The sequence below is a fragment of the Luteimonas sp. A277 genome, assembly GCF_054052045.1.
In genome coordinates this window covers 67,743-81,351 of record NZ_JBSVRG010000009.1, presented here as the reverse complement: position 1 = coordinate 81,351, position 13,609 = coordinate 67,743, and the positions used below count along the sequence as shown (strand labels likewise).

Below are 13,609 nucleotides of genomic sequence, written 5' to 3'. Positions count from 1 at the left end.
GGCAGAAAATACTCCGACGGGGAACCGCCCATTTTACGCCCGTGGCATGATCCGCGCATGGACGGTCGGGGAACACTGCATCGCGTGCCGCGCTGGCCGCACGCCTGGCTGGCGCTGTTCCTGCCGTCGCAGCTGCTGGTGGCCCTGGCATGGTGGGCGCTGGGCTGGCGCATCGGACTGCCGCTACTGCTGCTCAGCCACCTGCCGTTCGTGGCCGCCGTGCTGATGCCCCGCGCGCGGCTGTATGCGCCGGTGCTGGCACGGTTGCCGGTGAACGGCCGGGCGGTCTGGCTGACCATCGATGACGGGCCATCCGACGACACCTTGGCGCTGCTTGACCTGCTGGACCAGCACGGGGCCCGCGCCACCTTCTTCCTGGTGGGCGAACGGGCGGCACGGCGGCCGGAACTGGTGGCCGAGATCGTACGCCGCGGGCACGGCATCGGGAACCACAGCCATACCCACCCGCAGGCCTGGTTCTGGGCCTTGGGGCCAAAGCGGATGGCGCATGAGATCAACCAGGCGCAGCGGACCCTGGCGCAGCTCACCGGGGCGCCGCCGCGCTGGTTCCGCTCGGTGGTGGGCATGACCAATCCGTTCGTGGCCGCGCCGCTGCGGGCCAATGGCCTGGCGCGGGTGGCGTGGAATGCGCGCGGCTTTGATGCGGTGCGCGCTGATCCGGCAAAGGTGGCGGCGGATATCGGCCGGGATCTGGCACCGGGTGCAATCGTGCTGCTGCACGAGGGCGCACCGCACGGACGCAGCGTGGAAACAGTTACGGCGGTGCTGGAGCGGCTGCGCGTTGAAGACTGGTCCACCGTGCTGCCTGAAGATCTGGACGGCGCGGCAGCACTTCGGCCGCAGCTTGCGGACGCCGCCAGGCGGGGTGGAGAGTTGTCCGCCGGCGGGCCCTAGGCGGGATCAGTTGGCCGCGCCGTTGCGGCTGGTCTTTTTGGCTGCTTTGCGGGCGCTGGTTTTCTTCGCCGCAGTTTTGGCCACGGCCTTGCTGGCCGGCGCCTTGCCCGCAGCGGCTTTCTTGCTGGCTGCGGCCTTCTTGCGGGCGGGCGCCTTTTTTACCGCTGCCTTTTTTGCCGCTTTGCTGGCTGCGCGCTTGGCGGCCTTCTTCGCCGCTTTGCGGGGCGCCTTCGCGGCAGGCCGGGCCGCGGGTGCCGGCGTCGTCCTTGCTGCCGTCCGCCGGGCGGGTTTCCGGGCCGGCGCGGTCGCGGTTACCGCGGGTCCGGTTGTGGCCGGCATCATGACCTCCGAAAGCTGGTCCAGCACCTTGCGCAATGCATCAAGAGGCCCTGCGGACTGGGCGGTGTCGGCGGTGGTGTCTTCCAGGGCGGTCGTGGTGGCCTGCTGCCATTCGGTCAGCGCCTGCTGGAATCCGTCGACGAAGGTGGCCTGGTGGTCGCTGGCCGACTGGGCCAATGCCTGCATGTCGCTGGCTTGGCGTTCGGCCAGGTGCCAGAGCGCGCTGCCCGGCAACATTGCCAGCGCCGACCAGTCGCCGGCCTGCAGGCGCGCGGCTTCCCCGCCTGCTTCCGCCAGGCGGTCCTGCAATCCGCGGCCGAGCAGTTCCATCCACTGCCCGCGGTTGTCTTCAAGCAGCTGGCCGATTCGCAGCCACAGCTGCAGGTTGGCGTTGTAAAGGGTCAGGGGGAGATGGCTGGCGTCGGTCATCGTGCTGTCCTCGAGGGCGGGAGTGGATGCAGCAACTGCAGCCTCCGCCTTCGACGCGGAGGCCTGGGCTGATCGTACTGCAAGCCCCGTGTCCGGTTCAGCCGTCCGGCAGTGTCGTGCAGCGACCGGGGGACGCGGGAGTGGCCACCAGCAGCCAGTTGTTGAACGGCGTGCTGCCGTACAGGGGCGCGGCCGACACTTTCAGCCCGGCGGCTTCCAGGATTCCGCGCAGGCCATCCAGGGTCGGGTGGTGGCGCGGGCGCTCCTGCATCCAGCCCACCAGGTTGGCGAACCGGTCGCTCATCCGGCTGGTGCGGCTGCGGCCGCTCTCGTCCAGCAGGCCGGTGCGGATCACCAGTCGTCCGCGCGGGGCAATCATGGGAGCCGCCTTGGTCAGCAGGGCCCGCTGCGCCTCCGGATCCAGGAACTGGAGCACGTCCAGGATGGTCACGCTGCCGCAGTGTTTCGGAGTTTCCGCGCCGACGTCCATCACTTCCAGACGCACATCGCGCAGGCTGCAGTCGGCGGCCACGCGGGCCCCGCGGGCGATCTTGTCCGCATCGATATCCACCCCGCGATAGACAATGGACTGGCCATCCTGGCGCAGCGCATGGGACAGCAGGCCCAGTCCGCAGCCCAGGTCCAGGACCGGCGCCTTGGTGCCGCGCAGGGCCGCCAGCACACCCGGATAAAGCGGGTCGCTGCGCAGCTTGATCAGGGTGTAGAAGTAATCGTGCCGATTGCCAAGCAGGCGCCTGGGAGCAAAGGCCTTCGCAATCCTGCGGCTGCGCGCACCGTCCAACGGCCGCAGCGATGACAATGCGTGGGCGTCGAGCACGGCGTCGGCGGGGGCAGGGGACATCCGGTGGGGCCGGTAAAGGAACGGGCGACAACCTAACATGCCTGAATCAGGCGTCAATGTGCCCCGGGCCGGCCTGGTCATCCAGCCCGGGCCGGGCCAGCAGGCGAAGCACCACCGGCAGCGCAAGGCGGGTCCACTGCGCGTACATGCGAGCGGAAGGATGCAGTCCGTCAGGGGCGATCATTTCCGGCTCCGCACCGCGGGCGCGGCTGACCGGCGTGATGTCGATGAAGGCCACGCCCAGCTCGCGGCAGCGGCCGGCGGCAGCGGCGTTGAAAGCGTCGATGTCCGTGGCGACCGCTTCAGTGTCGCGCCCCGAGGCGGCGGCAAACGGGGTCACGCCCCAGTCGGGAATGGACAGCACGAACACTCTTGCCCGATCTCCGCCCGCGAATTCCACCGCCCGATCCAGCAGGGCGGCAAACTGCGCTGCGTACTCTTCCACGCTGTGGCCGCGGTACTGGTTGTTGACCCCGATCAGCAGGCTGACCAGGTCGTGATCCTGCGCCGGCGCTGCGGCGTCGATGGCCGCGTCCAGCTCGTCGGTGGTCCAGCCGGTGGTGGCGATGATCCGCGGCCCGTCCACCGCGATGCCCTCGGCGCCGAGGGCGCGCACCAGCTGCGCCGGCCACGACTGCGCGGGATCGACGTCTTCACCAACGGTGTAGGAATCGCCCAGCGCCAGATAGCGCAGCGGGCGGTCCGGTGCGGGTCCGGTCATGACTGCCTCCCTTCAAAGGACGCCAGCATAAGTGGCAATGTGCCTGCGCGGGACGCTGGGCGGTCCGCATGCGCGATAGAATCGCCGCATGCTGACCTCGACCGCTTCCGCGTGACCCCAGGCGCCGCCGAGGCGGACCAGGCCGCGCTGCGTGCGATTGGCTGGCCCGCCGTCGGCGAACCGCTGCCGGAGGCCTGGGCCGGGCTGATGGCGGAGCACCCCCAGGCCCGTCCGGCCCGCATCGTTGAACAGCACCGCACCGGCTACCTGGCCACCGATGGCCTCGGGCCGGCCGCCGTGGTGGAGTCCCTGCCCGAATGGCAGCTGCCGCGCTTTCCGTCGGAAGGGCGGGCGGCAGTCGGGGACTGGGTGCTGCTGGAAGAGAGCCGGATCGTGGCCCTGCTGCCGCGGCGCAGCCTGATCAAACGGGCGGCCGCCGGCGAGCACTATCGCCAGCAGCCGATCGCCGCCAACGTCGATGTGGTGATGGTGGTGACCGGCCTGGACGGCGATTTCAACCCGCGCCGCATCGAGCGCTACCTGCTGCTGGTCCGCGGCGCCGGGGTGCAGCCGGTGGTGATACTGACCAAGGCCGACCTGCCGGAAACCGACGTGGATGTCGCGCTCGCCGCGCTCGCCGCCACCCTCGGTGATGACGTGCCGGCGTTGGCGCTGGATACGCGCGATCCGGCCAGCGTCAATGCGCTGTTGCCCTGGCTGCGTCCGGGCGTGACCGCCGCGCTGGTCGGCAGCTCCGGCGCGGGCAAATCCACCCTGGCCAACACCCTGGTCGGCGAGGAGCGGATGAAGACTGCCGCGGTGCGCGAGAGCGATTCGCGCGGCCGCCATACCACCACCTGGCGCACATTGATCCCGCTGGCCTCGGGCGCGTGCCTGATCGACACCCCGGGCATGCGCGAGCTCAAGCCCACCGGCGAAGAGCGCCTGGCCGATGGCGGGTTCACCGAGATCGAAACCCTGGCCGAGCAGTGCCGCTTCCGTGATTGCCAACATGACAAGGAGCCCGGCTGCGCGATCCGCGAAGCGCTGCAGGCCGGGCGGATCGAACCCGGGCGGCTGAGGAATTACCTGAAGCTGCGCGACGAACTGGCCACGGCTGCGGAGACGCTGCTGCAGCGCCGCGCGAGCGGGCCGCCGGGCAAGCGCCCGGGCGGATCGCGGCCGCGCTGAGGGCTGTCATCTCCGTGCCCTTCAGGTCCGGACCGAAGGCTCTGCGGCGCCCCGGCCTTTCGCGGCCTTGAGCGATGCCCGGAATTCTTCAATGAAGGCTTCCGCCAGGTGCGAAGGAGGCCTGTCTTCCAGGTACACGCACTCGATCTCGAACCGGATGGCAGGATCCAGTGGGCGGAACTCCAGCTCTGCGCCAGCGATCGCCCGGGCGGTGAACTCGTCGATGATGCTCATGCCGGCACCGCACCGGGTCAGCGCAGCGGCCAGGTAATAGGTCTGGTTGGATACCACTTCGCGAAGGGTGACTTGCTGGGCTTCCAGCTCACGTTCGACGAGGTCGCTCAGCGGTCCGCTGTTGGCCAGCCCGACCATGTCGCGGCCGGCCAGGCGCGTGATGGGAACGCGCGCTTCCGGGTTGGCCAGCGAAGCGCGGTCATACAGGAGTACCAGCTCCCCCTTGCCCAGCCGCCGGCGCTGCATGCGGGGGTGCATGGGGGGCATGTAGGCGAAGGCAATGTCGCACTCGCGTTCGTACAGGGCCTGGAAGACATCGCTGTGGTGCAGGGTCTGGACATCGAACGTCACCTGCGGGAAGCGCTTCCGGTAGCGGGCAATGGCGCTTGGCGCAATGTACAGCCCCAGTGACGGCACCACTGCCAGGCGCAGGTGGCCGCCATCCATATTGCGGATATTGGAAATGGTTTTGCGCAGGGAGGCCATCCGCTCGAAGATCACCTTGACCTCTTCGAACAGCGTATGTGCTTCATCGGTGGCCACCAGCCGGCCGCGCACCCGGGTAAACAGCTCAAAGCCCAGCTGGCTCTGGGCATGCTGGAGCACCTTGCTCACCGATGGCTGGGAGACATGCAGCGTTCGGGCCGCTGCGCTGATCGAGCCCGCGGTGTAAACCGCGTAGAAAACTTCAATATGACGAAGGCGCATGAAGGCAGGTTAGGGCATGGGCTTCAGCTTGGCCACGCCCCGGCGCCGTCTTCTCCCAGGGCAAGCGCCACCGCCCGTTCCGCGCTGCCCATGGCAAGCGTCCAGCCGAACATGCCGTGTCCGATATTGCAGGTCAGGCCCTCGCGGACGTTGGCGATGATCGGAACGGAGTCCGGTGTGGACGGGCGCAGTCCGGCCCAGCGATCCAGGATCCTGGAGTAGTCGGCGGCCTCGGGCAGCGACTGGCGGGCCAATGCGAGAAACTGTTCAAACCGCGCGTTTGAAACGGCGGGGTCCCAGTCGTTGATATCCGCCATGCCGGCGATGCGCATGTTGTTGCCGAGCCGGCAGAACACCAGTTTGCGCGCCGTATCGGTAATGCTGGCGGTCGGTGCCAGGGGGCCGCAGGGGGCGGTAAGCGAGTAGCCCTTGATCGACATCAGCGGCGCGCGGATGCCGAGTTGACGCAGCAGCGCAACGCTTTCCACGCCGGTGCACACGATCAGCCGCCGTGCATGAGCCACATCACCGTCGCGCGAGTGCAACATCCAGTGCGGGCCGCGGCGCTCGATCGATTCGATATCGAACCCGAAACGGGTCTGCACGGGGTACCGGCCACACATGGTGTCCAGCAGCCCCGCGGAAAAACGCCATGGATCGCCAACGGCCTCCTCCGGGGAGTACACCACGCCCCGGATACCGGGCACCTGTGCCAGTGCCGGCTCGATTGCGACGGCTTCGCGTGGCGCCAGCAGCTGCTGTTTCACCCCGTAGGGACGCTTCAGTTCCAGCATCGCCGCACCTGCCTGCAGCGCAGCGTCGCTGAAATACAGGTGCAGCTTGCCGGCCACCCGGTGCTGGAAATCGAATGGATGCAGCTCCAGCAACGACTGCATGGCCTTCTGCGATGCCTGGGCCAGATGCAGGGTGCGCAGCGTATTGCGCCGCAGCTGCCGGCTGGTGGCGTTGGCCAGCAACGAGACGCCCCAGCGCCAGATGGACGGATTGCCCGTCAGCCGGAGCCGGAAAGCGGGATCACTGCCGGTCAGCAGTCCGGGGATCTGCTTCCACAGGGATGGGCCTGCCATGGCGTCCGTGTAGGCGTAGCTGAGCTGGGCGCCGTTGGCGAACGATGCCCCCTGGGCGGGCCCGGACGCGCGGTCCACGATCTCCACCGAAAGGCCGCGTCGGGCGGCGGCCCAGGCGGTGGCCATGCCGACCACGCCGGCCCCCAGGACGGTGACATCACAGGTCGGGTTGGATGCGTGCATCACGACTTTTCTTAGCAGAAGGTGGAGCGGCCGATACGGTGCCCTCACGCCGCGGATCGGCCGCGCCGTGCAGGCCATCTGCGCGCAGCTGCACGCCGTGCAGGCCGGAATCTTCCCCGCTGCCCGGTCGCACTGTTACGCCCAGGCGTTCCAGGCCGAGCCGCAATGCGGGCGTCATGGTGTCGGCTTCGCCATCAAAGCGTTCGCCGCGGGCCACCAGGTTGGGCAGGGCGATGGCCTCGTCCAGGGGCATGTCCCAGAACAGCCATCCCAGCAGGGTCTTGCCAATGTATGCGGGAATCGCATTGCCGCCCGGCGAGCCGATGGCGCCGGCAAAATTGCCGTCGCCGTCGAGCACGATGACCGGAGACATGGATGAGCGGGGGCGTTTTGCAGGCGCGATGGCATTGGCCGCTGCCGCGCCCGGCTGCCAGGAGAAATCGGTGAGCTGGTTGTTGAGCAGCATTCCGCCCGCGACCCGGCCTGAGCCGAAATACGATTCGATCGTGGTGGTCATGGAGACCGCGTTGCCTTCGCCGTCCACCACCACGAAATGGCTGGTGCCGGCCGGCTCGGCCGTATGGTCCTCAGCGTTCGCAGGCGCGCCGGAGGGCAGGCCGGGCGCAAATGCCCCCGGCGCGGCGTGCTGGCCAAGCAGGCGCCTGCGGCTGTCGAGATAGTCCGGGTCGAGCATGCCTTCGATCGGGACCTGGACGAATCCCGGATCGCCCACGTAGTGGTCGCGATCGGCATACATCAGCCGGCTGGCCTCGGCGAAGGTGAGCCAGGCGGCCGGATCGTTGGCCGGGCGCTGCGCGATATCGGTCCCTTCCAGCAACAGCAGGAGTTGCAGCAGCCCGACCCCGCTGGAGGGCGGCGGCGGCACGCAGACCAGGTGGGCGCGGATGGCGCGGCACAGCGGCTGGACCTTTTCGGCCTGGTAGCTGGCCAGGTCCGCCGCGCGCATCGGCGACGGACCGGGGGGCTCGCTGATCCGGTCGAGGATGGCCTGCGCCAGCGGCCCGGTCTGCAGTGCGGCTGCGCCGCGCGTGGCGATTTCCTGCAGGCTGCGCGCATAGACGGGGTTGCGCATCACCTCGCCGGCGCGCAGCTTCCGTCCGTCGGGATGCGAGAAGAGTCTGGTCACGTCCGGAGCGGCGGCTTGCGGGAACGTGCCTTCGATGTGCTGCTGGAGGCGCGGGGTGACAGTGAACCCCTGGTCGGCCGTTTCCGCCGCGGACGTAAACAGCGTCGACCAGGCAAGCCTGCCGTGGTCGGCGTGTGCGGCTTCCAGGGCCGGCAGGACGCCTGGCACTCCGGTGGCGCGGCCCGTGAGCATCGCCTGCGATCGCGGCAGCAGGTCTCCGGCGGGATCATGGAACAGGAGGGGGCCCGCGCCCGAGGGGGCCCGCTCACGCCCGAGGTAGGCATCGACCTGGCCGTCACGGGCCCGGTAATGAAGCAGGAACGCCCCCCCGGCCAGCCCGGAACTCTGGGGCTCGACGAGACCGAGCATCGCCTGCACCGCAATCGCGGCATCAATCGCGGTGCCACCGCGTTCCAGCACCTCCATCCCCGCCTGCGAGGCGAGCGGATGGGCGCTGCTCACCGTTCCAGCGCTGCGCGGTGCGACCGGCTGTGCCGGCTGCAGCGTGGGCTGGTGGATGCACGCCGCAAGCATCACGCCCGCGAGCGCTGTGCATGCAAGCGTCAGGCGCCGGGTGGCAGTGGACAACAGGCCATCTCCTGCTGGTGGGTGGATACGGATTCCGGCAACCAGAGGCCGGCGTGCAAAGCCTAACCCGGCCCGCGGCAAGCAGGCTTCATTTTCCTTCCCATGGGCACAACCTCCGGTTATGGGATGCCATAACCGTGGGGTATGCGTTGCCCCAGGATTGGTGGGGGACACCCGCCGGCAATCTATGCATGGTGGTACGTGGCCGCTGTCCTGGGAGGAGGAAGCATGGTCTGGAACGCCGCACGCCAGTGCGCTGTGCTTGTTGCCGGGTGCCTGTTGACGCTGTCGCTGGCGGTGCCCGCGCAGACCCGCCAGCTGCTCAATTACGAAGCCATCCACAAGCCGGAGACGGGCAGTGCCGGCATGGTGGTCAGCCAGAACGATGCGGCCAGCCGGGCCGGTGCACAGGTGCTGCGCGAGGGAGGCAACGCGGTGGACGCCGCTGTCGCCACCGCCTTCGTACTGGCCGTGACCCTGCCGCGCGCAGGCAATGTCGGCGGTGACGGATTCATGCTGCTTCACCTGGCTGGTGAGGGTCGGTATACCGCCATCGACTACCGTTCGGCGGCCCCGGCGCTGGCCACTCTGGATGCCTACGTCGGTGATGATGGTCAGCTCGACGGCCATTCGGCGGGCATCCGCGCCGCGGGTGTGCCGGGCACGGTGGCAGGCCTTGCACTGGCCCACGAAAAGTATGGCCGCCTGCCGTGGAAGCGGCTGCTGGAGCCGGCGATCAGGATGGCCGAGGACGGCATCGTGCTGACCGCCGATGAGGCGTTCGCGCTGGACTGGGGCAAAGAGCGGCTGGCACGCAGCACGGCGGGGGCTGCGGTGTTCCTGCACCCTGACGGGGAGGCGCTGGGTGCGGGCGAGCGGCTGGTGCAGTCCGACCTGGCCTGGACGCTGCGCCGGATCGCGGAACATGGAGCGGATGATTTCTATCGGGGCCAGGTCGCTGATCGCCTCGATGCGGGCATGCGCGAGCACGGCGGGCTGCTTCGCAAGCAGGACCTGATGCAATACCAGGCGATCGAGCGCCCGGCGCTGCGCAGCAGCTATCGCGGCGTGGAGGTGGTCACCATGCCGCCCGCCAGCGGTGGCGGTGCGGGCATCGTCGGCACCCTCAACGTCCTCGAGCACTTCGACCTGCCATCGATGGGGGCGGGGTCGGCCGATGCGCTGCACCTGTTCGCCGAGGCCAGCAAGCTTGCCTGGCGTGACCGGCTGACCCATGTCGGCGATACCGGCTTCCTCCAGGTACCGCTCGGGGGGCTGGTGGCCAAGCAGTACGCGGCCGGCCGCGCGGGCCTGGTCAGGATGGACCGCGCCACGCCGGCGGCAGACGTGGAGGCGGGAGATCCGTGGGCGCATGAAAGCCCGGAGACCACCCACTTCTCGGTGGTCGACGCCGACGGCAACGTGGTCAGCAACACCTACACCATCGGCGCCGACTTCGGGTCGGGGGTGATGATCGGGGGAACCGGCTTTCTGCTTGGCAACCTGATCGGAAACTTCTCGCTGCGCGCGCAGCTGGATGCCCAGCGCGAGGGCCGGCCTGCGCCGCCCAATGCGATGGAGCCGGGACGGCGGCCAGTCTCCAGCATGGCGCCGACGATGCTTGTGCGCGACGGCAAGCCATGGCTGGTGACGGGGAGTCCAGGCGGCAACACCATCCCCGGAACCATCGTGCAGACGATCATCAACGTGGTCGATTTCGGCATGAACGTCGCCGAGGCCACGATGGCACCGCGGGTGCATCAACACATGTCCGGCGACGGCGCGCTCCAGATCGAACGCGGCCTGAGCCCGGATACGCTGCGGCTGCTCGAAGCGCGCGGCCACATCACTTCATCCGGACAGACAATTGGCAGCACCCAGATGCTGGTGGTCGAACCCGGCCGGGTCGAAGGCGCGGCTGATCCCCGCAGGCCCGGGGCGGCGGCCATCGCACAGTAGCGGCGGCAGCGGCCACAGGAAAACAGCGCCCGCGCTTTCCAGCGCGGTCATGACAAGAACCGATGGTTCGTGGGAGCGAAGACACATGAAGACGTACCGGAAAACCATACTCGCAGCGGTCGTGGGCGCGATCCTCGCCGGCGCGCCGGCCTTCGCCCAGACTCCGCCGGCCGCGGACCCGGGTGCACCCCCGCCGACGGATGACGGGGAGCGGCGCCGGACCGACGAGCAGGCTGCGGCCGAACGCATCGCCGAGCTGGATCAGGTCGTGGTCGTCGGCAGCCGGTTCGCCGGCAACAACGAGGCCGGCATGGTCCCGGTGGCGGTGATGGACGAAGCGGAGATCGAGGCCACCGGCGCGGTCTCCGGTGAAGAGCTGCTGCGCAGCCTGCCGCAGGTGGGCGACATGATGTTCGACAATACCGACGTCGCCGCCAACCTCAATGCCGCGCGCGGCGATATCGGCTCGATCAACCTGCGCAACCTGGGTACCGGCAATACCCTGCTGCTGGTCAACGGCAGGCGCATGGTCCCGCATCCAGGTACGCAGACGGAGGCCCTGGTTCCGCGCCAGACCGCCAACATGAACTCGATCCCGCTGTACGGGGTGCGCCAGATGGAGGTGCTGATGGGCGGTGCTTCGGCGCTGTACGGATCGGACGCGGTAGCCGGCGTGCTCAACGTGGTGATGGACACCCATTTCCAGGGTCTGGAAGTGCAGGCGCAGTACGGCGGTTCGGAAAACATCGACCTGCGCCAGGGCAACTTCAACTTCAAGGCCGGCCGCTGGTTCAACGATGGGCGCACGCGGGTGACCCTGCTGGGCGGACACACCTACCGATCCGAAGTGGCGGCCAGCGAACATCCCCGTACCGCCAACATGGATCGCCGGGAGATGCTGGAAGGAACCCCGTTTGAGGGCCATACCTCCTTCGATAACCGCATGACCACCACGCCTTGGGCGGCATTCCAGACCCGCGATGGCCGGACGGTTTCGATGGACGGTGATCTGATCACCAGCGGGACCGGTTACTTCCACATGCAGCCGTTGGAGCATCGCTGCCTGATGCAGATCAACGATGACGTGTGCATCCAGACCGGTGCCTTCAGCACCGCCGAAGATCGTCCCCGGCGCTTCAACTCGATGCACCAGCGCAATATCCTGGGTGGCGTGGGCCGGACCAACCTGTTCGGCACCATTGAGCAGGACATCAACGACAACTTCGTCGCCTTCGGCGAAGTCAGTTACTACAAGGCCCGGTTCGAAAGCATGCGCGAACAGGCGTCGTCGCTGGGCTCGGCGCCGATGATCGTCCCCGCGTCCAACTACTACAACCCGTTCGGCGCGATGTACCTGCCGGACGGCACGCTCAACCCCAACCGCCTGCCCGGCATCGATGCGCCGGAAGAAGGCCTGGACCTGCGCATCACCAGCTATCGTGCCATCGACACAGCGCGTCCCTACACGGTGGACGATGATTCCTACCGGGTCATGGCGGGCGTGCGTGGCTACTTGGGCAATTTCGACTGGGAAAGCGCGGTGCTGTACTCGCGCGCAACCACCGAGGACACCCAGCACGGCTCGATCAGCAACTCCCTGTTTGCCGAAGCGTTAGGGCGTTCCGATCCGGGCGCCTACAACCCGTTCAATGGCGGTGATCCGAACGACTGGTCAGGGCTTGACGCGACTCCGAGCGATCCGGACACCATTGCCAGCTTCACCGTGCCGGTGGTCCGCTACAGCACCGCGAGCCTGTTCCAGGTGGACACCCGGTTCCTGCACGAGAGCATCTTCAACCTGCCCGCCGGCGACGTGGGCCTTGCCTTTGGTGCAGAGTGGCGTCGTGAAACGCTGAACGATGTGCGCGATCCGCGCTTCAACGGCGAGATCACCTACACCAACCCGATGACCGGGGAAATCACCAGCGATGTGCTGGGCGCCAGCCCGGCGGCAAGCAACTCCGGTGATCGCAACGTGGCTTCGTTCTACGGCGAGTTCGCCGTACCGCTGGTGTCGCCGCAGATGGGGATTCCACTGGTGCGCAGCCTTGACCTGCAGTTGGCCGGCCGCTGGGAGAACTATTCCGACTTCGGCTGGGTCTCCAACCCCAAGGTCGCCCTGGCGTGGAACCTCAGCGAGGACTTCATGGTGCGGGGCAACTGGGCGCAGAGCTTCCTGGCGCCCAATATCCTGCAGCTTTACGCCGAAGGCACCGTGGTCAGCAATACCCGCACCGATTACTACATGTGCGAGGCGGACCTGCGTGCCGGCCGCATCGACAGCTGGTCCGGGTGTGGCCGTGGCTCCAGCACCCAGGCCGAGCGCAGCGGCAACCGCGACTTGCAGCCGGAAACCTCCGACGCCTATTCGGTCGGGTTCGTGTTCCAGCCGACCTTCCTGCCCAAGGCTGCAGGCCGCCTGACCCTGACCGCCGACTACTGGGTGATCGAGCAGGAGGACGTGATCGGCATCCTCGGCGAGCAGGCCCAGCTGGCGCTGGATTACCTGGCGCGCATGCAGGGTTCGCACAACCCGAACGTGGTCAGGAACGATCCCGATGACACCCGCATCGAGGACTTCGTGGGGACCGGCCTGGACCCGGTCGGTACCGTCAGCGTGGTCAATGACACTTACATCAACCGGCTGCCCCGCACCACCCGCGGCATCGACTTCGGGCTGACCCACCGGATCCCGACTGAGCGGGCGGGCACGTTCAATTACAGCATCAATGCCTCCCGCCTGATCGAGCGCACCCAGGATCCGGTGGCCGACGAGCAGATGATCCTGGACGCCCAGGAAGCGGGCATCATCAGCGACGGGTTCCGGCTCAGCAGCGCCGGCAACCTGCTTGGCATCAACGGATCGCCGGAGTGGCGGGCGACAGCCAACCTTTCATGGCGCAAGGGTGATTGGCTCACCGGGGCCCATGTGCGCTACGTGGGCGAGTTCGAATCCACCGGTGCGCTGCGCGATGGCAACCGCTTCCAGATTCCGAGCTGGACCACTACAAACCTGTACCTGGAGCGTCGCTTCGACGGGCTGGACAACTTCCTCGACGGCTCCCGCATCCGGCTCACGGTACGCAACGTGGCTGATCGCGACCCGCCGCTCTCGACCACGGCCATCGGCTTCTATTCCGGTGTGCACAACGTGCTGGGGCGTGGCTACTACCTGACCCTGACCAAGAGCTTCGACTGATCCGGCCACTGCACGACGCCGGGCGGCATCAGCCGCCCGGCGCCCA

General features: G+C 68.1%; 9 protein-coding genes and 1 pseudogene. 4 read left to right on the top strand and 6 right to left on the bottom strand.

Annotation, left to right across the window (positions count from 1 at the left end; translation table 11 throughout):
• Window positions 1-57 precede the first annotated feature (57 nt).
• Window positions 58-801, top strand: a pseudogene (locus ACW7G2_RS10260) (polysaccharide deacetylase family protein); the annotation flags it as partial.
• A gap of 120 nt (window positions 802-921) precedes the next feature.
• On the opposite strand, the gene ACW7G2_RS10255 reads toward ACW7G2_RS10260, so the two are convergent.
• From ACW7G2_RS10255 to ACW7G2_RS10245, 3 genes are all read right to left on the bottom strand, one after another.
• The gene (locus tag ACW7G2_RS10255) at window positions 922-1,683 is read right to left on the bottom strand and encodes a hypothetical protein (RefSeq protein ID WP_456975399.1); all 762 of its coding nucleotides are present in this window, start codon (window positions 1,681-1,683) and stop codon (window positions 922-924) included.
• Between the two features lie 97 nt (window positions 1,684-1,780).
• Window positions 1,781-2,545, bottom strand: coding sequence for a methyltransferase domain-containing protein (locus tag ACW7G2_RS10250; protein ID WP_456975397.1), 765 nt, complete (start codon window positions 2,543-2,545; stop codon window positions 1,781-1,783).
• Window positions 2,546-2,591: 46 nt separating this feature from the next.
• Window positions 2,592-3,266: an SGNH/GDSL hydrolase family protein gene (locus ACW7G2_RS10245; RefSeq protein ID WP_456975395.1), complete on the bottom strand. Its 675-nt coding sequence runs from the start codon at window positions 3,264-3,266 to the stop codon at window positions 2,592-2,594.
• A gap of 111 nt (window positions 3,267-3,377) precedes the next feature.
• Between ACW7G2_RS10245 and rsgA the strand changes: the two genes are divergently transcribed.
• A complete protein-coding gene (rsgA, locus tag ACW7G2_RS10240; RefSeq protein WP_456975393.1) occupies window positions 3,378-4,457 on the top strand; it encodes a ribosome small subunit-dependent GTPase A in 1,080 nt (359 codons plus the stop codon).
• Window positions 4,458-4,478: 21 nt separating this feature from the next.
• Here the strand turns inward: rsgA and ACW7G2_RS10235 are convergent, their stop codons facing one another.
• Genes ACW7G2_RS10235 through ACW7G2_RS10225 form a run of 3 tightly spaced genes read right to left on the bottom strand, consistent with a single transcriptional unit; the run spans window position 4,479 to window position 8,405 of the window.
• On the bottom strand, window positions 4,479-5,399 hold the full coding sequence (locus ACW7G2_RS10235) for a LysR family transcriptional regulator (RefSeq protein WP_456975391.1): 921 nt from the start codon (window positions 5,397-5,399) through the stop codon (window positions 4,479-4,481).
• Between the two features lie 23 nt (window positions 5,400-5,422).
• Window positions 5,423-6,670: an FAD-dependent oxidoreductase gene (locus ACW7G2_RS10230; protein ID WP_456975389.1), complete on the bottom strand. Its 1,248-nt coding sequence runs from the start codon at window positions 6,668-6,670 to the stop codon at window positions 5,423-5,425.
• Window positions 6,645-8,405, bottom strand: a complete 1,761-nt coding sequence (locus ACW7G2_RS10225; RefSeq protein WP_456975387.1) for a gamma-glutamyltransferase family protein — start codon at window positions 8,403-8,405, stop codon at window positions 6,645-6,647. The genes ACW7G2_RS10230 and ACW7G2_RS10225 overlap by 26 nt, the downstream gene beginning before the upstream one ends.
• Window positions 8,406-8,633: 228 nt before the next feature.
• On the opposite strand from ACW7G2_RS10225, the gene ggt reads away from it, so the two are divergent.
• On the top strand, window positions 8,634-10,364 hold the full coding sequence (gene ggt, locus ACW7G2_RS10220; protein ID WP_456975385.1) for a gamma-glutamyltransferase: 1,731 nt from the start codon (window positions 8,634-8,636) through the stop codon (window positions 10,362-10,364).
• Window positions 10,365-10,449: 85 nt separating this feature from the next.
• Window positions 10,450-13,563 carry a TonB-dependent receptor plug domain-containing protein gene (locus ACW7G2_RS10215; RefSeq protein ID WP_456975383.1) on the top strand — a complete coding sequence of 1,038 codons (3,114 nt, stop codon included), beginning with the start codon at window positions 10,450-10,452 and terminating at the stop codon, window positions 13,561-13,563.
• Window positions 13,564-13,609: the final 46 nt, after the last annotated feature.